This is a genomic window from Bradyrhizobium sp. CCBAU 11386 (assembly GCF_028128955.1).
GTDB lineage: Bacteria > Pseudomonadota > Alphaproteobacteria > Rhizobiales > Xanthobacteraceae > Bradyrhizobium.
The window spans coordinates 142,668-169,604 of record NZ_LBKA01000014.1 but is presented as its reverse complement, the minus strand read 5'-3'; the positions used below and the strand labels follow the sequence as shown (position 1 = coordinate 169,604).

Genomic DNA, 26,937 nt, shown 5'->3' with positions numbered 1-26,937 from the left:
TATCCGACTGGCTGCAGCCGACCGTGCTCTCGGCAGATAGGTGTCGGGAGAATAGTTCTGCAACAATCATCGAACCAAGCGGGGCAGTTTCAAGAGTGGCAGGAACGAATCAAATGGGAGAAAGCTCGGTAACAATCATCGATTTCAATGCTTACAGGATGAAGAAGCGCGCTGCGGCAAAGCTATCATCCGACGCGGTCAGTCGATCGCGCCCTATGAAAGGGTCGCATCCTTCTATTTCTTCTGGTCCTTGCTAGCCTTGATACCTTTTGCGACGCCGGATCTGCCCGCGTCGAAACGGGAGCCTTCGTGAGCAATCCTCATCGCCATCGCGGTGGGTGCTGCGCCGAGACGGCGACATCCTGCTCCTTTGTCTGTATTTGTACCGGCCGGCCGGTTGCGCATCTGCCACGCTCCAGTAACCCAATCGTCCGCCGACATTGACAGACGTACGTCGCGGCCGTCAACTGCTTGCACCGCAGAGCGAGCGCGGGCGGACCTCCGGACGCCATCCGGCAGGGCTGGGTCGTCGATCGGTGGCCTGCCTTGTTTCAGGATCATATGGATGACATTGCCGACGTCCTTATCGGTACGCATGCCGCCATCGGGATCGGCTTGACCGTCAGGAGCATTGGCTGCGCGATGAATGCGCGAATGCCAACAGGAGGAGGTTCTATGGCTTGAGAGGCTGATGGCATGTTTGATCGAATTCCGATCTACGAGGTGGATTTGAAGCGGCGATGACGACGATGGTCATGGTCGATCTGCTGGACCGAAGGCTCATTGGTCAACATCGGGTTCAGGGCTCCACCCGATCCGATGCGCGTTATAAGGCCAACAGGGCGCTTCTTCTTCTGCTGCTCGTGAGCGCGCCGTATCATTCGGGACGTTCGCTTGACTCGAGCAAATGAAGCGATATTCGCGCGCTTCGCGGAAGACGTTTTCTCATCAAGTTGCTTCGCGGCCGCCGAACGTCTCCGCCGCTCTTTCGAGCGGTTTGGCAAAGCGGTGCGCTGATGTATGCGTCAACCCGGATCAAGGCAGTTCCGTTGCCGAGCCGGCGACTGAGAAAATTCTGACCGATGATTGCGCGACCATTAGAGAGTTTTGTGCGCCCTCCCCGCGATTGTGGAGAGGTGTATTCTTCTCTTGTCCCGCCATTGACAGCTTTCTCTCGACCTACCTACGAAGTGCTCATTGCGGAATGAGGGCTGCAAGGAAACTGAGGATGAGCCACAATTCAGACGCGCCTGTTGAACCCATCACGATTCCAGTCCTGCAGCGATGGAAGGAGGAGGGGCGTCGCATCACCATGACCACAGCTTACGACGCGGTTACGGCACGTATCGCTGATCCGGTCGTCGATATCATTCTCGTCGGGGATAGCGTTGGCAATGTCTGCCTTGGCTTCGATGACACGCTGCCGGTCAGCATGGCGATGATGAACCATCATTTGGAGGCGGTTGCGCGCACAAAGCCTCGCGCCTTGCTCGTGGCCGACATGCCATTTCTCAGCTTTCACCTCAGTCCCGAGGAGACGATACGGAACGTTGGAGGTCTTTTGCAGCGTGGCGCCGATGCCGTGAAACTCGAGGGCGGTAGCAGACGTGCCGGGATGGTGCGTGCGCTGGTCGATTGCGAAATTCCTGTAATGGGCCATATCGGTCTCACCCCCCAGAGCGTCAATGTCATGGGCGGATTCAAGGTTCAGGGAAGAACTACCGATGACGCCTTGCGCTTGCTCGATGACGCTCACCATCTGCAGGACGCCGGCTGCTTCGCGCTGGTCCTGGAAGGCGTGCCGGCCGAACTCGCCGCGCGCGCGACGGAAACTTTGACAATACCGACCATCGGGATTGGAGCGGGCCCCGATTGCTCGGGCCAAGTGCTCGTATTCCATGACGTTCTGGGCCTGACTCTAGGTCATCGGCCCAAGTTCGTTCGCGCCTATGCAAATGGTTTTGCGCTTCTGCAGCAGGCGCTGTCACACTGGGCGGCCGATGTCCGTCAGGCCGCATTCCCGACCCACCAGCAGTCCTATCGGCTTCCTGATGGCCTTCGCGACACGATCGCAAACTGGACACCGTCCAGCTCAACCTGATGCAAGGCACAAAATGCAAACAATAACGGCGGTCGCAGGGCTTCGTTGTGTCCTGGCAGAGGCTCGCAAAGCTGGTAGGCGTGTCGGATTTGTTCCAACGGTGGGTTACCTTCACGACGGCCACCTTAGGCTCGTCGAGGCGAGCCGGGCACTGTGCGACGTCACCGTTCTCAGCATCTGTCAATCCAACTCAGTTCGGTCCGACTGAGGATCTCGGCACCTATCCGCGCGATTTCGCGCGCGATGAGAAACTGTGCCGCGACACCGGTGTCGCAATCCTCTTTGCTCCGGATGCAAAGGAAGTCTATCCGCCGCCATTTGAGACCTTCGCGGAGCCTGGCGAGCTCGCGAAGCCATTGTGCGGAACTTTCAGACCTGGGCATTTTCGGGGCGTCGCAACCGTCGTCTGCAAGCTGTTCAATATGGTGCAGCCGGATATTGCGCTATTCGGACAAAAGGATCTTCAACAGTGCGCAGTCATACGGCCGGATGGTCGCTGATCTCAATCTTCCCATCGAGATCATCACCGTACCGACTGTGCGGGAGCCGGACGGCCTCGCAATGAGTAGTCGCAATCGGTTTCTTTGCGCAAAAGAGCGTCGGCGAGCTCTCGCCATCAGCCGTGGGCTGTTCGCGGCAGCCGATGAGTTTCGCTCAGGCGAGCGGGAGGCGGATCGCCTCATCGCGATCGCAAAGAGACATTTGGCGATGGTTGACCGACTGCAGTACCTTGAGCTGGTCGACGCTGATACGCTCAAACCGGCCGAAAGCCCTCTGCGGCGCGCTTCGGCACTCTGTGCTGCTGCCTTCATCGGCTCAACCCGACTCATCGACAACGTGATACTTCAGCAGGTGGCTATTTAGTGCAATCACAGTGACGGCGCCTATACTGGATAGGCATAGCTCTTGGAGAGCGGCGCCTAGCAGCTCCGTCATTGCGTTTCTGTCTGATTTTGTTTCTTGGAGTCGGGCAAGGCGTCCTGGGGATCTCAATCGAGCAAGCATGCTTGGGCCAAAGCAGGCGCTCCAAGCGTTGCGGCCCCGACAGATGCGAAGGCTTGTACCGGCCATGGGATCAGAAGCCTCAGAAGGTCATTTCACTCACGTTATTGGACGAACCGATTGCTTGGCCGAACTGAGTGAGCATATCGTCGTTGTCAGCTCGAGGGGTATGTTCTGGTCCCAGCAATCGCGGCGCCGTGCAAAGTTAAAATAGTCGGGCTGAACGGCCAGCGACCATTCGTGCCAGCAACATCAAGTCGAGTGATCGAGAGGTTCAGCCGACGGTCGGGCCTGTTGAAATTATAGAATGCCTCGATTGTGGCGCCGCTGCGGAGGGCCTCCTGCTGAAAGGCGTCGATCTCTCAACTGCAAGCGCTCTGTGAGCCGCGGGAGGCCCCCGGACTCAGCGTCTCGCTCCTTGTCGCCTCGCATGCGGCTCTCGCGCTGGGACGAAGCGCTGACCAGCAACATCTGCCAATGTGTGACTCCGCAAGTACAACGGGTCCGAACCGCTGAAATCAAACGATAAAGAGTGCTCGCAAGCAGAATTAAAGCGTGGATGCCGAACACATTGCACGAATAAATACCAGCATCTCAATACTGTGTAGGATCACAGCACGTTCTCAATTACTGGAAGGTATGCCGCAAAGCGACATGGGAGTAGGATATGGGCTACCATTTCTACCGACTCCGAATGTGCCAATATGCAGAAGGGTTGGTGCGACACAGCAAGCGCGACGCGCTGCAAAGAATCCGATTGCAATACAATCTCATCCGGCTTGGGAACGAACTACTGTGTTCAGACCGACCCTATTGCGCGGCCCGACAGCCAGTCGGGCCTGGAGTCGAACGGCCCACAACCCGATCGAGCGCTTCGCACTCAATGGTAGAGCGTATCTGCGACCCAGGAACCACTCGGGGTATTCCAGCGCGTGCGCACCATCTCGTTGCGAGCGAGTTCACAGTCAAGCCCGGCAGCGTTGCCCATCAATCTCACTCAGCGGTAGATGATCATTTTAATGCGCGCCAGCTCTCCAAGCCTGTGCTGGATCGACCTTTCGTGTGGTCGGCAGTGTCAGCGAGCGCGTGAGGCCCTCCAATCGAGCGCGCTCCAGTATACTCCGATGGTGCTCGGGTCGAACAATTCGGCGAGATCGGTCGATCGAACAGAGAAGCTCTCATTCTTGCGAGTGCGCTCTTCGTTAAGACGTGTCCCTGGTGAGAGAGCCTGGACTTTGGAGATCCAATAACAGTATCGCAAAGGAACGAGATAAGTCGGGCCCCCTATATTTCGCGTGGATTTCGAGTCAGCTCCTAGCAATTCCTCTCCATGCGGACGAACCGGCCATCTCACGCCCGAGCGGATCGCGAAGTGCGTTTCATGGAGCCAATCCGAGAAATGGGAGAATTCGGATGCCTTACTACTCTTTTGATCTCGTGATTGGTGAGGAGTACAAGAATCAAGGCGGCCTTATCCTCGAGAATATTGAGTTGGCCGTCGATCGAGCAGAGCAGCTTGCGACCGAACTGTCTATTGTGCATCCGGAGCTGAAGGCTAAAGGCTGTGCGGTACGGGTTATCAGCGTTGAAAATACTGAGTTATATCGTAGGCCACTCAATCCAACCCCATCATGGGTGAGACGGCAAGAGTGAGTGCTGGGCGCGATACCCAAGCTCCGCGGTTTGGCTGAAGGCAATCACACGTCTGCGCACGGTGCCTCAGACACCCGACGCTTGGGGGGCAGGACATAGCGTCCAAAAATTGGGCGACAGATTGCCTTCAATATCTAGTGACGCGGACATAAATGTGCCGTGCATCGATCTTGTCCAGAAGGCATGAGCCAATTCATCGCAATAGCCTCTGCGACCGCCACGAGGTCCGCCTAGCAGCCGAGATCGGCGACAAACTCACAATGTCCAATGAGCTTCAAATCACCGATGCACATTGCATCGTACGCCATATGCCGCGGCTGTTAGGCGGTATCGTTCACATTCGAAGCTCGCGAAAAATGGCCGTGCGAGCATTTCGCACGGCCAAGTCAGCGAGGAAACGCCCAAAAGGGCGGCTGAAGGGAGCATCTAGATGAGTAGAACTCATCTAGAACTCCAAGCCAGCGCAGTCGCGCAACCGCGCAAGCTGAATTCTAATATACCCGCTTCAGCGCGCTGAATGGCGGCGAGGTTTCCATGTGGGGTGCATGATTTGTGCGCAACAATCACTTCAAACGCAGCTATTAGAGTTATCGTTCGATCCGAACGCATCACAGTGCACTACAGATCTTGGTCCTAATTGATCCGAGACAGCAGCAACGAGAATTGGCGCGGATACGCTGTCTTTCACGCGCCAGTTCAGGATTTCGAAATCAATCCTGATTAGGTAGCGCCTTGTCATCGTCAGAGTGAAGCGCGCCAGCTTCGATCTCACTCAACATCAATACGCCCCTTTGGGTCGGCGTTCGTCAGCAGTACGGCGTCAACGTAGGATCAATCGAGGCACGCAATGAGCAACGTTGTTTCTGGCATTTGTGGTAAGTCGTCGGCCCGCCGCGACATTCGAATCGGGTTGCGTGAGCAAATGGCCCTGCTCGGAGTTTGCGGTGTCTTGGTCACAGGTTCAATCTGCGCGACCGCTCTCCACTACGCGAGCGTTGTTCAGCACGAGTCTAACGCGAGTGATGAAGTGAAATCGCGTGTCATGTCATTGTCACAAAGTTTTTTGGAGACTGGCCTGATCACGAGCGAATTCCTTCGCAAGCCAACCGAAGTGTTGATAAAAAAGCATGCCGATCAACACGAGCGTCAGCTCGCAGACCTAAGTCGCGTCGAAGCATTAGTGACGGCCTTGCCAGATGAGAGCCCCTTGAGGCAGGCGGGCGCTCTGCGGCCGATCATCAATATCTATGCGACACGCTTTCAAAACGTTGTCTCGGCGCAACGCAACCTCGGCTTCAATGAGGATGACGGGTTTCAAGGAAAATTGCGTAGTGCCGTCCACGCTGTTGAGCAACGACTTGATCAGGTGAAGCAGCCGCGTCTTATGATCTTGATGCTCATGATGCGTCGCCACGAGAAGGACTTCATCTTGCGGGGCGAAGACAAATTCGGTGATCAGCTGACTCAGCGTGAGACAGACTTCGAAAGTGAGCTTGGTCAAGCGACCCTGGCTCCAGAAGCAAAATCTCAGGTCCTCGAACTCATCCGTGCGTACAAGGCGAGTTTTGTATCGCTCATGGTCACGCGCGAGACGCTGAACGACGAAGTGGATGATCTCGGTCAGATCTACGACCGCATTCGCCCGGTAATCGTGAAGATCATGGCTGCCGCGGACGCGCATTCGGAGGCTGCCGAAACCCGAGCGGAAGAAATTCGGCGAAATCTGTTCTGGGTCATCGGGTTTGCGACAATGCTCGTAGGCCTGCTCGCGTTACTGTTTGGCAGGCGCATTGCTAAAACAGTCGCGGCAATGACTTCGGCCATGCGCGAGCTTGGTGAAGGGAGGTTCGACGTGGTTCTACCGGCGCTGGGCCGAAAAGATGAGCTTGGCGAAATGGCCGAAGCGGTAGAAATGTTCAAGCTGAGGGCGCACGAGAGAGCCCAAGCAGAGCTCTACGCCAGGGCGGAACAAGACCAGACTGCTGCCGTTCAGCGCAGGGCAGATATCGCGCGGCTCGCCGGCGAATTCGAGGCTACCGTGGGACAGGTGATTGACACAGTCTCGGCTGCCTCGACGCAACTTGAAGCGTCGGCACGAAGCCTTACCAGTTCGGCTGATCACAGCCGGGAACTCTCGCTCGAAGTCGCCTCCTCATCGGAAGAAGCGTCGGCTAATGTTCAGCACGTGGCAACCTCGACAAACGAAATGGCGACAACGATCGCTGATCTCGGCCGACGGGTCGAGGAGGCGGCCGATATGGCGCTCGAAGCCGTTCGCAAGACGGAACTCAGCGATCAACGCATGGTTAGTTTGGCGGCCGCGACGGAGCGGATCGGCAGCGTTGTTCAGCTGATCGCGGCGATCGCGCGGCAAACAAATCTGCTCGCGCTGAACGCGACCATCGAAGCCGCACGCGCCGGCGACCGCGGCAAAGGGTTCGCAGTTGTTGCCCAGGAGGTGAAAACTCTCGCTACTCAAACTGCGCAAGCGACCGTAGAGATTGGCGAACAAATTGAGGGCATTCAGTCAGCGACGACTGAAGCAGTTGCCGCGATTTCTGAAACGGGCGCAATCATCGCGCGCATCTCGGACATTGCTATGACTGTCGTCTCTTTCATCGGTGAGCAGAAGACTACGAGCAAGAGTATGGCGTTCAATCTGCAGGAAGCCGCGACCAGGACCACTGAAGTGGCGGCGAGAGCGGGTGAAGTCACGCATCGCGCGAAAGAAACTGAAGGGGCGTCAATGCACGTACTGAGGTCTGCCGAGCTGCTATCGCAGGAAAGTTCCCGGCTGAAGCGCGAGCTCGATGATTTCCTAGGGAGGGTTCAAGCGGCCTAACTGAGCGGTCGGGACTGGGCTGCGCGCACCAAAAGGTTGGGCGCTCGTGTTCCGAACCTGGACATCTTTTCTCAGCAACTGATCGAGCGCGTTGACGGTGGGTGGCTCATCACGAAAAAGGGTCGAGCCGTACTCAGCCTCATGGAGGCGCCCTGACTCCTTGCAGAACCGCAGCAAGGGATGGAGGCAACAGCTCCAGAGCTCCCGAAATCTGTGCTAAACAAGTCGCTTTATTGAGGGCCTGCGCCGGCAGAAGCATCAGTCCCGACGTCCCGCCTTCGATAGGCGAAGGCGTTCCACGCGATCCTAGCCCAGCCGTTTACGAGGCCGCGCTCGCTCGATAGCAGCTATAGGTGGTGGGAACATCGCCTTTGTGATATCCGCGCCGGCTTTGGCAGTTGGCAGCGGTGTCAAATGCCGCTGCGCCAGTTCTGCAATGACTGAATGACCTAGTTGACCCCAGGCCAGGGCGGACGACGTGTTGGCAACGAAGGCTGCCGTGCAGATCGGGAGTACAAGTCTAAGCGGTGTCACTATGCTTTCCTCGGGATTGATGAAATGCCTCAAGTAAATTGCTGCTCGGTCCAAGATTCTTGAACTAGGGCACGTTGACCGGCGGCATGCGTGCAGTCGGGCGCGGCTCGAAGCCAGTATGGTGCTGACCGCGAGCCGCCAACAAATCCCGCGCATTCGACGAGACTATTCAAAGCTGAATCGCAATTATGAAACGGCTCACATCCGATGCTTTCGCGACGAGTGCGAAGGGGGAGCGGCGAACCTGCAGCGCAATGAGACCCATGGGTCCTTTCACCAAATCCCACAATCGATATCCCTTTCGTCTTGCCGCAAAACGGCGAGCATGGCGGTGGCGGCGACGAAAACATGCACTCTCTTGCGACAAGGGGCGGAATTATGCATCGAATTTGAACGAAAATGCCGATCGTACGAATGGAGCAAGGCAGCGGCGGCTGCATCGTCTCTGGCGCAATCGAGGACGTTTCATGCGCAATTGTGATCTTGTTTCGGGGAGCCTCTTGACCCTGACCGCTGCCGGCATCGTGCTTCTCTGCTCTAGCTTGCTCGCATTTGTTTTGGTTTAGAGCTGGTAGGGGTCTTCCTCAACCTGTAACCGGGGAAGCGGCAGAGTTGTGTCCTATCGACCAACGCTTGTCTCGCCCAGAAGCGACAAGTGGCGCCGTCTGTGGCGGAAAGTGGTGCCTATCGCGGACATCGTCCTTCGCACTGTCCTTCGAGCCTACGAACTTCATATTCACGCGCGGCGGAACTGCAAAGTCTACATCGAGAAAGGCCGTACCAAATTTCATGCTGTTCTGCATGCGTTTAGCAGTCACAGCACTGGAGATCAGAGCAGAGACCAGTACGCCGTTGCTCGGAGCCTTTGCGGCGATAGCGCTAACCTTCTGCGGGTCCGTATTGCCATTGGACTTCAGTCGCAACCGCGCCTTTGGCGGAAGGCCCCACGTGACTTTGAACGTTGTGACCTCATAGCCCATCTGTTCAAGCAGGGGCAAAGCGTCGCCAATCTGTTGGGTGAACGTGTTGAACTCGGCCATCAGTTTGCCGGTTGGATCGGACAGATCGGGAAGCGATAGGTCTGGCATTGACGGCAATGAGACGGACGGCATCGAAGGCATCATGTCCCGCGCCGACTTGGTGATCCTGTCTATCGGGGTGGGAACGGGACTGTCCTCGGAGCGAACGACACATGTGGCACTAAAAAAGAATACCAGTATTAATGCTGTTCTCATCCTGCTTTCCTTTCGCGCCGGGTGCCACTATATGGACATTCACCACCTTAGGAAGCGGCGATGTTCGATGCAATCACAGTGGGCATCACAAAGTGGCTGGTTAGCTGCTTTGCTTCGGCCATCAGACATACGACGCGGGCAGAAGATCGGGGGCTCGCCATACAGTGGCTTAGCGAATCACGCGCAGTCGTCGCGAGTGATCTGAGCCCCATCGAGAAGTGCAGGAAGCTGAATGCACTCGTTAACTCGCGAACGGCAATCGTTGCGATTGCAAAGAGCGTTTCGAGGGCGGTTTCAGGCTACAAGAACTCTGATCTTCCGTTGCCTATGAAGATCGCTCTCCCTACGACGCTGGCGGCTATTCCCTTGGTCGGGGGACATGCCGTCGGTATCGCTGCGTTTGGCGGCGCGCTCGGAGTGCCGGTGTTGTTGCTGATCTTTCTTGGGTCAGCAGGCATCACTTCGGTAATTGAGGCCGTGGTGACCAATCCCGAGGCGCGCCCCCACATTGCCGAGATCATTGACGCGATTATCCAGGACGAACGCTTGCGCCACACGAGCGCGCAAATGAAAGCTGCGATGACAGAGCAGCCAATGGACCCCACTCGTTTCGCCGTTCCCGAGGAGGAGGTCGCGCTTCGAAGCTATCTGCTCAGCATGGACCCGTTCCAATTCGAGCGGCATACGATGAGTTTCTTTGATGCAGCTGGGTTCGAGGCGTGGGCGACGCGAAAGTCAAACGACTTTGGCGTCGATGGCTTCGCTATCCACCCTGATGGCTTGATGATCGCACAATGCAAGCGAAATGCGGCCGATAACAAGGTTGGTCGCCCGTCCATCCAGCAATTCAAGGGCGTCGTTGAAGAGCAGAGGGCGCTTCGTGGCTACGTCGTCACGACGTCTACGTTCACCGAAGAGGCGATAGAATCCGCCAAGTTGTCGGACAAAATCGTTTTGGTAGATATCGACTCTCTTGTCCGGTGGCACGCCGAAGGGCCGACGTTTTCGTGGCCTAGGCGGGAGCGTGAATAGTGCCGGCGCCGATCCGGCGCGAACGCGAGGCGAGGATCGTTGCAGGAAAGCGCGTCGGCAATCTGGAGATCCGCCGCGCCTGTGGTCCGCTTCTCAACGGCCGGCCGGCGGCTGCGGAGCGATCTCAGAAGCAGATGGCGGCATAGCCACCGCGCCCACTATCTCTTGTAGCTGGCCAGCGCCCGGCGTCCTTCCTCGGTTACGCCGACCGTGATCGCGTTATGACCGCCGTACATCACGGCTGACTCAACCTCTTCCGCGGTCAGTCCGAGGTCGTGCGTTACCTCGTAGTAAAGATACTGTTGCCGATCGGCCGGGTTGTTCGCGATCAACGTGTTGAGATGGTCGACGACTCTCCTTGCCATGGCGGTTGTGCTCGACGGCTTTGCGGCGCAAATTGTCCTTTGACCCCCGATAGGCATCAAGCCGGGGCTGCAGCGGCAGCTGTGTCGTCATCACTTGTCCCCCTTGGCGCCGAAGTGGCTTGCGGTCAGCGGGATCACCGCTACGACCTCGCAGGGCGATCCCACTCGGAAGGCGCCTGGCCGATCACAACGCCATCTCGCCGAACTCTGCCCTCGAGCGTATTGCTCAAATACGACGGGGTCGACGAAACGCGCTGATGCCAACGCCTGGTACCCTCATCGGCGGGGCGCAGGCCTTCTTTCGCGATGGCCCAACGACCGGTCGCACTGCCCCCCACATCCAACTCGTCGAAAATCTCAAACTTCATGATGCCACCCGACGAATCAGTATCGGCGCCATTTTAGGCTGGGAGGTGCCGAGCGTGAAATCGCGCCCGTTCGATGCCCTGACTTGCGCAGTGAATTGCGCCTCTAACATGCATGCGGCCCTGATTTCCTGCGAATTCCTGGCGTTTCCGTCAGGACTTGGATGGTCCGAGGGTCTTCGTTTGCCCTGATCGCGGCTGGCGCAGCCGTCGAAATCTCGCGGACGAGCAGGCTGATAATGTGCTGAGCCATCTTGCGATCGGCGGCTCCAAGCTCAGCAAACAACAGTCCAGATTGGTACGTTACGTACGAAAGCGGCGCGGCAGAACACACTCGATCTTGAAATTGAAGCCCGTTACATGTTTGTCGCGCAGAAAACATACTGATATGTCGATAAAGCAAACATCGATCCTGAGTCGCTCGCGCTGCTGGGTGTGTTCTGCGGAAAGTGGCGAGGACAACCCAACCTGATCCATTCCTGACTGCTCTTTTGCTGGCGACCGACTTACACCTCCACCGATATCCGGTGACAACTCTCCGCTACTGGTTGCGGGAGGTCTACTTGCATGATTTGTTCTAATGCAACCTGATTTGGCAAATGCCCAATGAGTTCATTTCAGTTTATTCATACTGGCGATATCCACCTGGACAGTCCCCTCAAGGGTCTAAGCGGGCAGGAGGGGCCAGCGGTCGAACGCATTCGAACAGCAACGCGAACAGCCTTCGAAGATCTTGTTACTCAGGCGATCGACGGCCAGGTCGCCTTCATGGTTATCGCCGGCGATCTCTACGATGGCGACTGGCGTGATTTTCAAACCGGCGTCTTTTTCGTTCGGCAGATGGGACGCTTGCGCGCTGCGAACATTCCCGTCTTCGTCCTGCACGGCAATCACGACGCCGAAAGCCAAATCACGAAGCGGCTGACATTACCTGATAGCGTTCAGGTGTTCAGCTATCGAAAGCCTCAGACTTTCAAACTTGAAGATCATGGTGTTGCACTTCACGGCCAGAGCTTCCGTCTGCAGGCCACGACTGACAATCTGGCAGCGGCTTATCCCCCGCCAATCAAGGGATATTTCAACATCGGGGTGCTACACACCGCGCTCGGCGGAATGAAAGGCCCCCACGAGAACTACGCTCCATGCACGCTCGATGAGCTTGTAACCCGGGGCTATGACTACTGGGCGCTAGCGCACGTGCATCAGGGGGGCGTGCTGCACGAGAATCCGCATGTCGTATTCTGTGGCAATCTACAGGGTCGTCACATTCGCGAAGTCGGACCGAAGTCGGCACAGTTGGTGACGGTTCGGCACAGCGCAATCGAAGCGATTGAACGACTGCACACCGATGTCGTGCGATGGATCCGCCTGGATGTGCCTGTCGGTGATTGCGGTCGATTTGGCGATGTCATCGATCAAATTAAACACTCGATCGGCGAGGCCACCCGAACCGCCCAGGGCCGCCTGCTCGCCTGCCGAATCCAGCTAAGCGGCGCGACCCCGCTTCACGGCCAACTTCTGGCTTCTGCGCCGCAATTGCTGGCTGAAGCGAAAGCCGCAGCCTTGGCTCTCGGCGAGGACGTCGCCTGGATCGAACGCGTCGTCGATGCAACCGCGCCAACGACGATGCCATCGAATGCGAGCGCGATCAACGATCTTAAAGTCCTGCTCGCTCAAGCGGCAAGCGATTGCGATCTGCAGGCGGAAATTGCGGACGACCTGGGCGACCTCGTTCGCAGGCTTCCCCACGAGGTGGCGAATGATCTCGATGATCCCTTCCTGGAAGCCGTGATCGCAAAACAACTGCCCACTATGATCGAGCAAGCCAGTTCATATCTTGGCGCTCGACTCGCTGTCGAAAAGCCGTGATCCATGCGCATTCGTTCGCTTGACCTGATCCGTTACGGACACTTCACCGACGCCTCGCTTCATTTTCCATCCTCCGGGCCGGATTTTCACATCGTGTACGGGCAGAACGAAGCCGGAAAATCGACAGCCATATCGGCGATCGAGGATCTGTTGTTCGGCATTCCGGGGCAATCGCCACACAATTTTATTCATGAAAACGCGGCGCTGCGCGTGGGCGCCACATTGGAACACGATGGTCAGCCGCTGTCGATCCGGCGCCGGAAGGGCAATAGGGACACCCTGCTGGGCCCTGAAGATCTACCCCTCGCGACTGGCGATGGACTGCTCGTGCCGCTGCTTGGCGGAACAGACCGCGCGTTCTTCTGCCGGATGTTCTGTCTTGATCACCAGCGCCTGCGGGTCGGTGGTCGCGACATCATTCAGGCCAAGGATGATATCGGTGCGACGTTGTTCGCCGCTGGGGCCGGCGTATCCGGCCTGCGTGACCGGCTAATCGCCATGGAGAAAGAAGCAGATGGCCTTTGGGCCAGCCGTAAGGCGGGTCACCGGAAATACTACCAGGCGGAAGATCGTTTCAAAGACGCAGATACGGCACTACGCCAGCACACAGTCACGGCAAGCAAATGGCAGGAGTTGAAATCCGCTTTTGAAGAGGCGCGCGATGCTTGTCTCCAGATCGATCAAGATATCGAAGAGCAAGCCACCGAACTTGCGAAACTCTCGCGCATTCGTCGCGTCTATCGCAGCGTGCGCAGTCTCCGCGACGTTCAGGCCGAGATAGCAGCCATAGGCATCGTTCCGGATCTGCCTCCCGACGCGAAGGCACAGCTCGAGAAGGCGTCCGCTGACAATGCAACGGCCGAAACGCGTATCAACGCTTTCCACGAACAGATCGCGGTCATCAATGCAGAGATCGCCGCGCTTGTGATCGAGGACGACATTCTTCTGCATGAAGCGGAAATTGAACGCCTTTCAAAACGCAGTATACAACTTGCTTCGGGCCGGACCGATTTACCAAAACGGCGGGCCGAGCTAGCCGCAGCGGAGGAGCTCCTGAAGCGAGCGGCAGTTGAACTGGGATGGGCCGGTTCGACTGCGGATCTGGTCGACAAGATTCCGCCGCGCGCCAACGTCGCGGTGGTCCGTGGATTATTGACCTCTCGCGGCGCTCGGGTCGCAGCCGTTATGAACGCTCACGCGGCGGTCAAGGATGCCAGCGATAAGCTGTCTGATCTGGAGGCACGAATCGAAGCGATCGCGCCGCAGCAAGATCTCTCGCCTCTGTTAGGCCTCGTAAAATCTATTCGCGCATTGGGAGATCTCGACGCCCGTCGTCTCACTGTTCAGCAAGAACGCCACGAGGCGGAACAATTATGTCAGCGGCAAATGGCGGCGATGAATCCGCCTGTCACCAACGAAAGCAATTTGTATGCAGCGAAGATCCCAGCCGAAGCCGCGGTGAGGGCGCATCGTGATGCGCTTCGTGAGCTCGAAACTCACATTTGCAATCGGCAAACCGCGATACGCGAGTTGACGCGTGCGGTCGAAAATAATCGAAAGTCATACGCGCGTCGCGTATCCGACGAAAAGATCGTCTCCGTCGAGGACTTGGTGACACTGCGGGAACGCCGAGATGCGGGATGGTCCATCATTCGACGTCAGCATGTGGACAACACCGCGGTCCCGGAGTCAGAAGAGCGTGAATTCGCAAAGGGCGATGCGCTGATCAAGGCGTATGAGACAGCCGTCGTCCAGGCCGACACCGCCGCAGATGAACGTTTCCAGAATGCAGAGTCGACAGCTGCGGCCATGGTGCTCGCTCGGCAGATCGCGGACCAGGAAGATGCTCTAGACGCCCACAAGCAGGAACTGTCCTCGTTAGCCGAAGCGCGGAATGAATTGGATGCCGCCTGGTTCTCGCTGTGGAAGGACCTGACCGGCACGCCGCTCTCTCCTGATGAAATGCTGGAGTGGCTCGAATCGAGAGATGACGCGCTTGACCTGATTGCGAAGCGCGAGGCCGCGGCTCGAGCAGAGACGTCGATTCAAGCGCAGATCGCCGCCGCGAAGCGGCAGCTTGTCAGCTTGATGCAGAACGCTGCAGTCGCCGACTCGGCGGATGATCTCCCGCTGAATGGCATCTTGGCAGCCGCCGAAGCGCTCATTCGCACCGAGGAAACCAATGCGCAAAGGAGACATGAGCTTGCCCTTGAGGAGCGAAAGGTCAAAGTAGACGTCGAACGCAAACGCGCCGCCGTCGAAAGCGCTGAGCAAGAACGCGACGTCTGGAACGCACAATGGAAGGAAGCTTTGGAGACGCTCAATCTCCGATCTGGAGATCCGATTGAAACGATCCAGGAACAGGTCGAAGCGATTGATCAGATGAGGGAGACGTCCATCAGGATTGCTGACCTCCAATACGACCGCATCGGTAAAATCGAACGAGATATCAATGCGTTTGCCGAGGACGTCCAAAGGCTTGTGAACTCTGTTTCGCCACAGCTTTCGGCTTTGAGCGCAGATGAAGCAGTTCTTCAGCTTCATGCGCGACTGAATAAGGCGAGAAAGGCAGCCGTATCCCGCGATGAAAAACGGGAAACCGCACAGCGTTCGCAAGAGAAACTGGATGAATGCGTGAGCTCGAGGAAGGATGCTGAGGCCATGATCGCTGGCCTGCAGCGCGCAGCCGGTGTCGACTCGGTCGACGCCCTGCGCGCCGCTATTCGTCAGTCCGATCGGCAACGTGAGCTGCAGCATGAGTGCGGCCAGTTGGGGAGCGCGCTCGACGCCGATGGCGACGGGTTTGGCGTAGAACAGCTTGCCGAGGAATGCCGTAGCATCGATCTGGATCAAGCGGAGGCTCACGAGCAGACATTGAGGGAGACCCTGAAGGAGGCAAGGGTCCGCCAATTAACTGCAATCCAAAGTCGTAACGACGCTGCACGGATGTTCGAAGCTGTGGGGGGTGACGCCGCAGCAGCGCGAGCTGCGTCAGACCGTCAGGCGGCTTTGGCGGAAATGAGGGAAGCAGCATCCCAATATGCGCGCGTTCGTTCAGCCTCGCTGGTCCTCAGATGGATGATCGAGCGCTTTCGGCGAGAAAAGCAGGCGCCCTTGCTCAAACGGGCAGGAGAGCTGTTTTCCATTCTGACCGGAGGTTCGTTCCAACAGCTCACTCTCGAATATGACGAGAAGGACGTCCCGCATCTGGCTGGTGTCCGTCCCGACGATAGTACGGTGACCGTATCCGGCCTCAGTGAAGGAGCCGCAGATCAGCTGTTCATGGCGCTGCGTATCGCGGCGGTCGAAGAGTACCTGGGACATGCCGCGCCGGTGCCGTTTATCGCCGACGATCTCTTTATCAACTATGACGATGCGCGTGCCGCCGCAGGGTTCAAGATCCTGCAACGATTGGCAGAGAAAACGCAGGTGCTATTCTTCACCCACCATCAGCATTTGGTAGACCTCGCCCGCACGACTTTCGGCGGTCGCGTATCGACAGCGATTCTTGAACCCCGTGTGGTTGCGATGAAGGACGTTGCGTAGATTGCCTGCAAACCCAATTTCAATACCCAATCTCAAGGCTCAAAAGGCCGAGTCAGCATGCTGACCTGCGCGCACCTCGAAACCTTCGATTGTGATTTTGTGCTCCCTTGTTACCGCAAAGATTGAACAATGAAAGACGATACAACCGCCGCCGGACGCCTGAAGGGCGGGGGCGCCATCGAAGACATTCTCGCATGGTCTTCGGGGAAGCTTTCGCCGTGGAAGCAGGACGCTTTGCGACGCCTTGCCTGCCATTCCGTTCTCACAAAAGCCGACCACTCCGAGGTGCTGAATCTCATAAAGGCGAGCGTTGGCTTTGCCTTGACCCCCAAACCTGCGGAGCCGATCCCGCTTGAGAAAGCGCACTTTGGGTCGGCTTCGGCCGGCGCGCCACTGCACATTAAGGCCATCCGCAACGTTGAGAATGTCAACAGGCTCGTACCTGCAGCAACGCTCACCTTCGCGCCGCAGGGATTGACCGTCGTTTACGGACGCAACGGGAGCGGCAAGAGCGGATTCGTGCGAATCTTTCGAACGGCGTGTCGGACGCGCGTCGAAAAGCCTGAAAAGCTCAAAGTGCTCGCGGACGTCTATGGCACGAGTCACGGACCGCAGAAAGCCGACATCGAGATTGAAAACGCGGGAGCCGAGGAGGTCGTCACATGGACTTCGGGCGGCAAGGCGCACGAGGCGCTCCTGCATGTTGCCGTCTTCGATAGCAGTGCTGCGCAATTGTATGTCGACGGCGGCAGCAACATCCAGTTCCTACCCTTCGGCCTCGCCCTGCCGCACAAGCTTAACGAGCTTTGCCTCGAACTTAAGGCGGCTCTCGACGCCGAGCGCAAGCCGGTGACGGACCAGCTTTCGGCCGCCATTGTGCATTTTGCACTGCCGCGACAGACGGCAGCACAATTGTTCTATTCGAGTCTCAGTGCCAAAACGACCGACGAGCAAATCGACAACGCATGTGCGTTTTCCGAGAACGACCAGGATCGCCTCGACCTGCTCACGCGGCTGTTGTCGGGGGGCGCTACCACCGGTGCCGATCTCACTGCGTTAGCAACGTGGATCGGCAAGGTCAGCACCGAATGCCTTGCCCTTTTCGAAGCGCTAACGGATGCCAGAATCGAGCAAGCCCGCGCAGCTAAAACGGCGGCGGTCGAAGCTCGGAGTCTGGCGGGGCTGGACTCGAGCAAGTTGTTCAAGGATGAGCCGTTACCGGGCATCGGGAGTGAGAGCTGGCGCCGGTTGTGGCAGGCGGCACGGGATTTTTCGCTGGCTGAGGCATATGCGGGCCAGCCGTTTCCCGTTGTGACCACCGAGGAAAAGGATGCCACATGCGTCCTTTGCCTTCAACCACTAACCGCCGAAGGGTCGGACAGACTCGAGCGCTTCGAAGCGTTCGTGGTCGGCGCGATCGCCACCGCGGCCAACGATGCGGAAACTCGCGTGCAAGAGTTTCGCAGCTCCGTGCCGGCGCTCGATTGTCTTGCCGCCGCGGATTGGGGCGTGCGCCTCGATCAAATCACCAAGCGCGATGCAGCATTAGGCGCAGCATTGGCTAATTTCAAAATATGTGTCGAGAGCCGCCGCGCACTGCTGAACGCACTCCTCGAAGGCAGTAAGGGGGCGGAAGCTGCTCCGCCGCAGCTGGTGTCGCCTTCCGCCGCACTGCAAGCTTTGGCGGAGGCTGTTTCGAGAGAGGCCGATGCGGCCAAGGCGGCTTATGATGATACAGCGCGGGCCAAGCTCTCGGAGGAGCGCGCGGAGCTCGAGGATCGCAAGGGCATGTCCCTCAGCGCGATAACCTTGAAGAAACGCCGCGACCTGCTCCATAAGGACAGTCAATATGCCGACGCACTTGCGGAGGTTGTCACAACCGCCATCACCAAACGGGCAAATGAACTCGTCGATGTGCACTTAACGAAGGTTGTGCTCGACCAGTACAAGACAGAGCGTGACGCGCTCGAGATCGCCCACCTGAAAGTCGCCCTTGCGCGAAAGAGCGGCAAGACCACGGCATCCTTTCAAACCAATCCGGGAACGGCGCTGACGAAGTTTGCTTCGGATATCTTGAGCGAGGGTGAGCAGCGTGCGCTTGCGCTGGCCGCCTTTTTTACTGAGGTCTCCGTTACGGACGGGGCCGGACCAATCGTGATCGACGATCCGATTTCCTCACTCGACCGCCAGCGAGGGTTGCGCGTCGCTCAGCGGATCGTCGCCGAAGCCCAAAAACGGCAGGTCATTGTTTTCACGCACGATCTGATTTTCTTCAATGATCTTTGCCACGAAGCCGATTCCGAACGCGCCCCCCTGCACACGATCGCACTGTTTGCCGATGGCAGCAACGCTGGCAAGATCGACCCAGTAGGTGTGATCTGGAAAGGTCTCAACGTCGATAAGCGGCTCAAACGTATCAAGAACGACAGCGTTGCAGTTAAGAAACAGTACACGATAAGTCCTGCCGATTACGAGGTGGGCATGAAGAATCTTTACGGTCGCTTGCGCGACACCTACGAACGCGCGGTTGAGGAAGTTATTTTCTGCGATGTCGTACGACGTGGCTCAGACCGCGTTGAGACGCAGAAGCTGCGCTTCGTGCATTTAGCGGACGCGCTCGCCATCAAATTTCACGACGGGATGACCAAGGCGAACACGCACAGCCATGACAACCCCGAAGTGGCGGCGGTACAAACGCCAACGCCAACAGATTTTGAGGCCGACCTGGCCGCGATCGAGACACTTATCGCGGATTTCAGGGCGGAACACCAAGCCGCTGAATCCAAACGCCCGAGCATGAAGCCGACGAGATAACGAGGGAATTGGATCTGCAACTGCCGGCCGTAGCGCTGCTGTTGCAAACCATCGCTCGCTCACTATCATTCCAACCGTCATGGGGCTCGAGCGACGACAGCAATTGATCGACTGCCACGACTGCGGGGGATCGGTGTCATTCTCCGCGGCGAGCTGCCCGCATTGCGGCTCAAGGGAGCCATCCGGGCCCTACATTCAAAGCCCGCGTGAGCTGCGGTTTCACCGGATCGAGGAGCGCAACGACCAGACCCTTATTGGCATGCTGGTCCTATGCACGGGAATAGGCTTCTTCTACGGCGCAGTGACCGGCGGTGCATGGCCTGCGGCCGGCTACGGTCTGCTCGGCGCCTTGATCGGGGCGCCGGCCGGATTCATCATCAACGTGAGCCGGCGCCTGTTTGAATAACGCCTGGAGTAGCAGCCCCGGCTACTCGCAGTTTGCAGCGCATGCCGCCACGCGTGAACCGATGCAGGCTTGTCGAAGAGCTTTTGGCATGGACGTCCAATGGATGCATACCTACGCTCGGGTTACGACTGATTCGTCCTCACGCTCATCGGAAGAGGGAATGATGCCCGGGGATTCGATGGTCATGAAAGCGTCGGCGCGTTTCCTCCAGTAACGGAGCTGGGAGCGATTCCGTCAGCTTGATTTCATTCCTGGAGTGCGGACAATGAAGAGTAGGCTCATGCGCGGCGCCGGCCACGGTTGCTGCGAAGTTCATGACCCCTCCTGTTGAGGCTGCTGCGTCAAGGTGCCTCGCCCCACTTTACGATCCACCTTTACCGCGATTTCCATGTTTCGGTCGAACGCCGGGAGCGCTGGTACTAGCTTTTCCACTAAAACCATTTCTGCACGCCAGCGGGACCGCGGGTGCCCGCACAGGAGCGCATCAGTAGATGCCTGGACTAAAAGTGCGAAACGAAGTTGTAACGCTCAGCGAGCCGCCGCCACAGCTGCTTCAAAGCGTTCGCGCGTCGATGCTGCGAGGCGTCCCAGGCTGAAGTGGTCTTGCATGCCCCGGATGATGTCCTCCTCCTCCTCGAGGCCGCTCGTCCGCAGCATCGCGGCAAGACCTGCCAACTCGGGAAGGGGAATGTCGCCGTGATCACGACCGCCGGCGCCTCTGTAAGGAGTGCTGTCGTGAGCCGTTGCATCCTGCGGCCAGACAATCTGCCGCTCGCCATCTTTCGTTGTCGGAAAGCGACTACGACCGAGCGACGCAGCGACGATCTTTTGCACTGTCTCGCCCGAACGCATGAAACCGTGTATGCGGGCTATCCGCTCGACCAGGACATCGAAATAGATTGGGCCCTCAATCTCAACGACGTGATCGACCATGCTACGCAGCGTTCCGCGGTAGTCGACGTCGTAGAAGCGCTCTCGGTCGGGTGTAGCCACGCTAGCAGGGTCGGCCTTGACATACGCGGCCGCCGGCTTTGCTGCGTCCCGCCCCTCGTTTGCCGGTCCCCGCGCGTAGACTTTTGTTTCCTCGATCGGCTCTCTGTCGTCGTTTGCCGGTTCTGGCGTAACTTCGATTTGCCCCTCTTCGGCCTGCGTCTCTGCGCCGGAGGTTTCGACATCAGCCGACCGGTCGGGCCCGCCTATGGACGGTATCACTTCCGGTGGAGGCGCAGGCTCTTCCTTAATGTCGACTCTCGGACGAGAAGCGCGGTCGGCGTCGAGATCGGCCACCAGCTTTGCGTGAAGCTTTTCCGCTGCGGCCGATGAATCCATCCACCATTCGGTGCTCCAGATCCGCCGGATTAGCCAACCAAGGTCCGTGAGGACCATTTCGCGGAGGCGGTCGCGATCGCGCGCGGTCGCCGAGCTGTGATAGGCGGCGCCGTCGCATTCGACGCCGGCGAGATAGCGCCCCGGAAAATCCGGATGCACGATTCCAAGATCAACCCGGAAGAAGGAGACGCCCACCTGCGGATGCACCTCCCACCCCTTCTCCTGAAGAGCTCGCATCACGGCGTCCTCGAACGGCGATTCCGTGTCTCGCCCGGTCGGCGAGAAGGCTTCGGCAATGGCGCGGGCGCCGTTTTCGGCAAACTCAAGGAAGTGCTTGAAGTCGACCACTCCCTTGGCGCTCGTTCGTCCCAGGTCGATCTGTTCGGGCCGCAATGTCGCGAACACCAGAAGCTCGCGTCGTGCGCGGGTGACGGCGACGTTGAGACGGCGGTGCCCGCCATCGCCATTCAGGGAGGAAATCTGGGCCGTGACGCGTCCGGTCTTGTCGGGCCCGACCGCGACCGAGAAGATGATCACGTCGCGCTCGTCGCCCTGTACGTTCTCGATATTCTTGACGAGGATCGGCTCCCTGGTCTGGTTGCGGTCGAAATGCGACTCCAGTGCCGGGTCGGCGCGGCGGGCCTGATCGAGCAAGTTCTCGATCAGCCGCTGCTGTTCGCCGTTGAACGTGACGACGCCAATCGAATGTGTGGACGCCCTCATGCGCCGGACAACCTCAGCCACGACCGCCTCAGCCTCTTTCCGGTTCACCTTGGCGCCGCCCCGCTCGTAGACGCCGCCCTCGACATGAACGTAGCGCACCGCGGTATCGCGCGTGACCGGAGAGGGAAAGGTCGTCAGTTCGCCGCGATAGTATTTGACGTTTGAAAATGCGATCAGGCTCTCGTGGCGGCTTCGGTAATGCCAGGATAGTCGCATGCTTGGAATGTTCGAAGCGAGACACTCGTCGAGTATGCTCTGCTGGCTATGGACAATTGAACCATCGTCGTCCTCATCATCGACGCCACGTTGTCCCACACTTGTGGGAGGCAGCTGTTCCGGGTCACCAACGATAACGACTTGGGTGCCGCGCGCGATCGCTCCGATTGCATCCCATACCGGGATTTGCGAGGCCTCATCGAAGATTACCACGTCGAAAGGCTTGGCCTCCGCGGGCAAGTATTGTGCAATGGAAAGCGGGCTCATCATCGCGCACGGCGCGAGTTGGGTCAGCACGGTTGGGATGCGGCCGAACAGCTGCCGAAGCGGCATATGACGCGCCCTCTTGTTGATCTCGCGCGCAAGCGTGCCCCATTCCGGATCCTTGCCGAAATTGGTCTGAGTTGGTATTGCCGCCCCAATGCGCGCTTTCACGATGTCTCTGGCGAGCTCGCCGATTCTTCGGTCGGCGGCGACAAACGCCTCAATCGCGGCCTCGTGCTTCTCGGCCAGAAAACTACTGAGAACCTCGTCCTCATTCACGATGGTTTCCGCGATCCAGCGCGCATAAGCATAGTCGAACACACTCGTGAGGGCCGTCCCATCCACGACACCTTTTTCGACTGCATCGACAAGAGGGGACAGTCCTGCTACGCGCGCCGCGTGAGCAGCCCAACGCCAAGTGGCCCATTGCGGAGCCTTGATAACATTTGACTTCCAGTTCTTGGTTCGCTGGAGGAGGGCGTCAATCCAGCCGGTTTCGATCTTGACGATGTCCTCCGGATCATCGAGACCGATGCATGCACCTAGCTCTTTGGCCGTCCGGTGCATAGTCGGAAATGCCTTGTACATCGCCTCGAATGCATGGCGGACCTGCCCGCTCGGTCGGAAGCGAGAGTTATCGCGAAGCAGCATGTCCTGGATATGCAAGAGCAGCTGATCCGGCGCCATGCCGTCAATAGGATAGGCATCGACCGCATCGCGCACGCTTGTGGCCCAGTCGATCAGTCCTTGGAAACGCGACACCTCGCTTTGGGGTCCACGCCAAAGGCGCTCCATGTCCCTGAAGCGAGGCTTCATATTCTCGATCTCGCGCAGCAAGATGGCGAGTTCCTGTAGCACGACAATGTCTCGACCGATGTCCTCCGGAACTTCACCCGAGCAGTATGGCTTCAGCGCCAATCTGACTTTCTTTTTCCGGCCGCCTCGCACGAGGACATTCGACGCGCACGCGTCCGTCCAATCACGCTCGAGCGACGGCAGATCGAGCAGCGCCGCTCTGAGATCGTACTGGACGGAAAGCTTCGAGCTTTTTTCGTTCAATCGGCCTACGACATCGGCAAGGTCATACAAGGCGTTCACGCGCTCTGGTGCTTCGGCCGAGAGCAGAAGCGCCCCGTCCGCGGCATCAACTTGCAACATGAGCGAGACGAGCTTGATCAGTTGTGGCAGCAGGGCGTCGTCGCCAGCAGCGCCGTCGAGCCCAATAGACAAGACCAGATCAACGGCAGCCTTCCTAACTTCCCATAAAGCGAGATGGAGGCTATCGACCAACTGCTGAAGCGACTGCACCCAGGCAGGGCTCCATTTGGTATGCTCGATGCCATTGAGTGGATGGTTGACGGGATCACCCACGGCCTCGAGTGCGGTGCGGATATCCGAGCAAATCTCGCGCATCCGAACGAGGTCTTCGGGAGTGTGTACCGTACCGGCAGGCCATGTCAGTCCGATATCTGGAAACCGCTCGCGATCGGCGATGACACGTCCGAAGGCCTCGTAGGCCGTCATCCCGTTGGTGCGACGCCGGTGCAGCGCGGAAACAAGCTTGTTCAGTTGGTCGCGCCGCCGCTTTAGTTCGCTGGCGGCAGTCGACCAATGTTCCTCGGTAACGAGATTGCGTTCGCGCCAGGCAGTCGCAAGCTGCTCGAGCACGCTAGACTTCTGAGCCTTCGTTGAATGAACCTCGAGGCAGTAGTTGCCGAGCCCGATCGCGTTCACGCGCTGCCTCACCACTTCCAGCGCTGCCGTCTTCTGCGACACGAACAGCACCGTCTTCTGGTGGGCGAGGCAGTTGGTGATCATGTTAGCGATTGTTTGGCTCTTGCCGGTACCCGGCGGGCCGAACAGCACGAAATCACCCCCGCGTTGCGCGGCCAGGACGGCTGCGATCTGAGAGGAATCGGCCGATAGTGGCGTGAAGAGCTCGGCCGGATCAACGATTTCGTCGATGGTGTTCTGGGCGACGAAGGCAGCGCCGGAGTCATCGTAGGTGTGGGTCGGGGTATCGATCAGATGGCGGACAACCGAATTGCGCTTCAGAATCTCGGTACGATCAACGAGATCTTTCCACATCAGGTATTTCGTGAAGGACAGCGTTGAGAGTACGGCCTGCTCAGTGACTTCCCAGCCCTTGATGTTCTTGACGTGACGTCGAAGCGTCTTCCAGACACCGCCGACGTCGATGCCCGCATCGTCTTGCGGCAACTCGCCGTCGAACTCGGGCATCGACAACTCGAAATCCTGCTTCAACATCTGCAGCAGCGTCGGATTGAACCGCGTTTCGTCTTCGTGTAGCGCGAGGCGGAACCCTGAACGCACACTCTTGCGCTCGAGCTGGACCGGAACGAGGATCAATGGCGCACGGTAGGGTCCGGCGCCGTCTTGTGGCGTCCATTTCAGAAAGCCGAGGCACAGGTATAGGACATTGGCGCCGCTTTCCTCGAAAGCAAGCCGGGAGGCCCGGTAGAGCTCGGTCAAGCGCCCTTCAAGTTCGGGTTCCGGAACGGTCGTGTGCAGATCGCCACGGACCATTGCGTCTTTGATGAAATCCCTACGCGCATCGTCATCCCGGCGCTGCGCCAGCAGCGCAGTGTCGCGCCCGTCGCTGCCGTCCAGCACGCTCGCCCTGCCCAGCAGCTTGAACCGCTCTCCGTCAGCCAGCCTGTCCTCCAGCATCGCAGCATCGGGGCACTCGATCGCGATAGTGGATTTCGTATCCTTGAAATTGAGCAGTCGGTTCTTTAGCGTGAGATCGAGAAGGCTGCGCTTCCAGATCTCCAGGCGATCCAGATTCCGTTCGGAAACGGGCTCGCGTGGTTTGTCGAGATCCTCCTCGAACTGCGGAACGTCACCGACTTCTTGCACAATGGGAGCTGCGGCCGCCGCAGTGATGGTTGGCTCGCCGGAGCCGGACAGATCGAGCGGTCGGATCTTGGCGCTTCGCGCCCGCCTGACGTCGATAGCAAGTTCGAATGGCGATGTCGCGTCCTCCGCAATCAGCTTTCTGCCGGCTTCTACGGCCTGCTTGAAGCGTGCCGGATGTACGCCGGTGAGGAGCGTGGTCTCCACCATCACCATTTCTTCGAGCTGGACGCGCTTGCGCAGCATCTGCGGATCGTCGATCACGAGGCTCGAGAAGTCTTCATCCACGAGCCACGAGCCGACGAAGGCGTGCCCTTCAGTCAGAACGAGCACCGGGTTGAGGCCGGCCTGTTCGAGACAGGACGCATATAGAAGCGTAAGATCCAGGCAGGTGCCGACTTGGCGAGAGAGGATGTCGCTCGGCGCCCGGATCTGCTGGCCGGAGCGCTCAAAACTCTTGGGTGGAAGGACGTATGCGATCGAGTGGGAAACTAGCGCCGCCCAGACGGCGTCGGCGATCTCCCAAGCCCTCGCCTTGGTCTTCTTGCGATAGCCGTCCATGGCATCGTCGCGTCCCGCCGCGGCGAGCTTGCCCGAGGCTTCCCGAAGGATGACATCGACGCTGGGGTCGGTGGGCCTAACGAATGCTGCCAACAGTTCAGGCGCCGCGTTAACGCCACCCCAGTGCGAGGGCGGCAGCAGATTTACCTCGACGCTCTTTTCGGCGAGCTTATCGCCGGCCGCTTCGACGCGAATGCGCAACTCGGCCCGTCTCGCCGCATTGATGCCCGCCAGGAACGCTGGATCCAGTTTGAGATCCAAACTACGGATGCGATGGGTCGCCCCGTCCTCAATTCGTTCGATACGCCAGACCCCCGACGTCATGAACGCGGGTTCCGACGTGAGGTGCACCGAAAGCTCCCTCAGGTCGCGGCCTTCACTATTTTCGAGCGCCAGTTCGCGGATAATTGGAATCGCGTTCTGATAAAAGGCAACGTTGATGTTGTTCGCGGCGGTGCAAACTATCTTGAGCGTTCCCGCCGCCGATCCCCCAGCTCGTGTCTGCTCCAACCTACTTGCCCCCAAAAAAAATACGTTACGACAAACGTCTTCGAACCGATAAATGTGCGCGGAGCTGAACCGCGTAGCTCTTTCGCAGAACCGCCGCGTACCAATACTGTTTACTTCGCGCAATTAGAAATTATAGGCCAGATCACTGCTGCAATTCGAGAGTATTCTGGAGTTGTGCATTGGAAAATGGAATAACTTGCGCGCTCCTGTCCAGATTCCTGCGTCGAGGCGCGCTGCACGAGCACGCTTCCCAGTGCGGCGACGACGTGTTGCGGATTTGGTCTTTGGAAAAGTTTCCGGCCGCTCACGTTGGGCCGCGGTCGGTTCAAGGCCCCAAACGCGCGGATCGGATCGTTCAGCCGGGCCTCTCCCGCGCGGCTACACTGAATAGGGCCTGCACCTTCTGGCTAGCGTGGAGACCTATCTGCTTGAGACCCGGCAACGCGACTGCGGGTCATCGGAGCGCATGGGTTCGTGCATGCGGTCCTCTGGGCGTGTTAGCTGCCTTAACGAGGGATATCCTGCTGTCAGCGTAGGGATACCATTCGGTACGGCTGGCACTGAGCTCAATCCCGATAATGTCTTGATTGTTTGACCGCTTCGGCAAGCGACAGCGCGCTTTCCGGCATCGCAACCGGATCGGCAGGCCGTTGCGCGGACAATGCGCCCAGTTTGTCGGCTGCGGCCGTCATA

Annotated in this window: 14 protein-coding genes and 1 pseudogene; 10 read left to right on the top strand and 5 right to left on the bottom strand. The window is 58.5% G+C overall.

The features are described 5' to 3' along the window. Positions 1–234 precede the first annotated feature (234 nt). On the bottom strand, positions 235–597 hold the full coding sequence (locus tag XI09_RS04440; RefSeq protein ID WP_271565799.1) for a hypothetical protein: 363 nt from the start codon (positions 595–597) through the stop codon (positions 235–237). Between the two features lie 631 nt (positions 598–1,228). On the opposite strand from XI09_RS04440, the gene panB reads away from it, so the two are divergent. The 4 genes and pseudogenes from panB to XI09_RS04420 all read left to right on the top strand — a co-directional run bounded on the left by panB (position 1,229) and on the right by XI09_RS04420 (position 7,598). Beyond that, positions 1,229–2,101 carry a 3-methyl-2-oxobutanoate hydroxymethyltransferase gene (gene panB, locus XI09_RS04435; RefSeq protein WP_271565798.1) on the top strand — a complete coding sequence of 291 codons (873 nt, stop codon included), beginning with the start codon at positions 1,229–1,231 and terminating at the stop codon, positions 2,099–2,101. A gap of 13 nt (positions 2,102–2,114) precedes the next feature. After that, positions 2,115–2,965 (top strand): annotated as a pseudogene (gene panC, locus XI09_RS04430) (pantoate--beta-alanine ligase). Between the two features lie 1,551 nt (positions 2,966–4,516). After that, positions 4,517–4,756 carry a hypothetical protein gene (locus tag XI09_RS04425; RefSeq protein WP_271565797.1) on the top strand — a complete coding sequence of 80 codons (240 nt, stop codon included), beginning with the start codon at positions 4,517–4,519 and terminating at the stop codon, positions 4,754–4,756. Between the two features lie 847 nt (positions 4,757–5,603). Continuing rightward, the gene (locus XI09_RS04420; protein ID WP_271565796.1) at positions 5,604–7,598 is read left to right on the top strand and encodes a methyl-accepting chemotaxis protein; all 1,995 of its coding nucleotides are present in this window, start codon (positions 5,604–5,606) and stop codon (positions 7,596–7,598) included. 1,118 nt (positions 7,599–8,716) lie between these two features. Here the strand turns inward: XI09_RS04420 and XI09_RS04415 are convergent. Then, positions 8,717–9,367, bottom strand: a complete 651-nt coding sequence (locus tag XI09_RS04415; protein WP_271565795.1) for a hypothetical protein — start codon at positions 9,365–9,367, stop codon at positions 8,717–8,719. A gap of 60 nt (positions 9,368–9,427) precedes the next feature. Here XI09_RS04415 and XI09_RS04410 point away from each other — a divergent pair, with 60 nt between their 5' ends. Both XI09_RS04410 and XI09_RS04405 read left to right on the top strand, forming a co-directional pair. Next, positions 9,428–10,399 (top strand): restriction endonuclease, encoded by a 972-nt coding sequence (locus XI09_RS04410; RefSeq protein WP_271565794.1) that lies wholly within the window; start codon positions 9,428–9,430, stop codon positions 10,397–10,399. Continuing rightward, entirely contained in the window at positions 10,399–10,545 is a 147-nt protein-coding gene (locus tag XI09_RS04405) for a hypothetical protein (RefSeq protein ID WP_271565793.1), read from the top strand. The genes XI09_RS04410 and XI09_RS04405 overlap by 1 nt, the downstream gene beginning before the upstream one ends. 12 nt (positions 10,546–10,557) lie before the next feature. On the opposite strand, the gene XI09_RS04400 is transcribed toward XI09_RS04405, so the two are convergent. Further along, positions 10,558–10,764: a hypothetical protein gene (locus tag XI09_RS04400; protein ID WP_271565792.1), complete on the bottom strand. Its 207-nt coding sequence runs from the start codon at positions 10,762–10,764 to the stop codon at positions 10,558–10,560. A gap of 971 nt (positions 10,765–11,735) precedes the next feature. Here XI09_RS04400 and XI09_RS04395 point away from each other — a divergent pair. The 4 genes from XI09_RS04395 to XI09_RS04380 all read left to right on the top strand — a co-directional run bounded on the left by XI09_RS04395 (position 11,736) and on the right by XI09_RS04380 (position 19,764). Continuing rightward, on the top strand, positions 11,736–12,998 hold the full coding sequence (locus tag XI09_RS04395) for a metallophosphoesterase family protein (protein WP_271565791.1): 1,263 nt from the start codon (positions 11,736–11,738) through the stop codon (positions 12,996–12,998). A gap of 3 nt (positions 12,999–13,001) precedes the next feature. Continuing rightward, a complete protein-coding gene (locus tag XI09_RS04390; RefSeq protein WP_271565790.1) occupies positions 13,002–16,544 on the top strand; it encodes an ATP-binding protein in 3,543 nt (1,180 codons plus the stop codon). Between the two features lie 129 nt (positions 16,545–16,673). Beyond that, positions 16,674–19,358 carry an AAA family ATPase gene (locus XI09_RS04385; RefSeq protein ID WP_271565789.1) on the top strand — a complete coding sequence of 895 codons (2,685 nt, stop codon included), beginning with the start codon at positions 16,674–16,676 and terminating at the stop codon, positions 19,356–19,358. 103 nt (positions 19,359–19,461) lie between these two features. Further along, entirely contained in the window at positions 19,462–19,764 is a 303-nt protein-coding gene (locus XI09_RS04380; RefSeq protein ID WP_271565788.1) for a hypothetical protein, read from the top strand. 528 nt (positions 19,765–20,292) lie between these two features. On the opposite strand, the gene XI09_RS04375 is transcribed toward XI09_RS04380, so the two are convergent. Together XI09_RS04375 and XI09_RS04370 are read right to left on the bottom strand one after the other, a co-directional pair. Further along, positions 20,293–26,244: a DUF3320 domain-containing protein gene (locus XI09_RS04375; RefSeq protein ID WP_271565787.1), complete on the bottom strand. Its 5,952-nt coding sequence runs from the start codon at positions 26,242–26,244 to the stop codon at positions 20,293–20,295. A 566-nt stretch (positions 26,245–26,810) separates the two neighbouring features. Beyond that, positions 26,811–26,936, bottom strand: coding sequence for a hypothetical protein (locus XI09_RS04370; protein ID WP_271565786.1), 126 nt, complete (start codon positions 26,934–26,936; stop codon positions 26,811–26,813). Position 26,937: the final 1 nt, after the last annotated feature.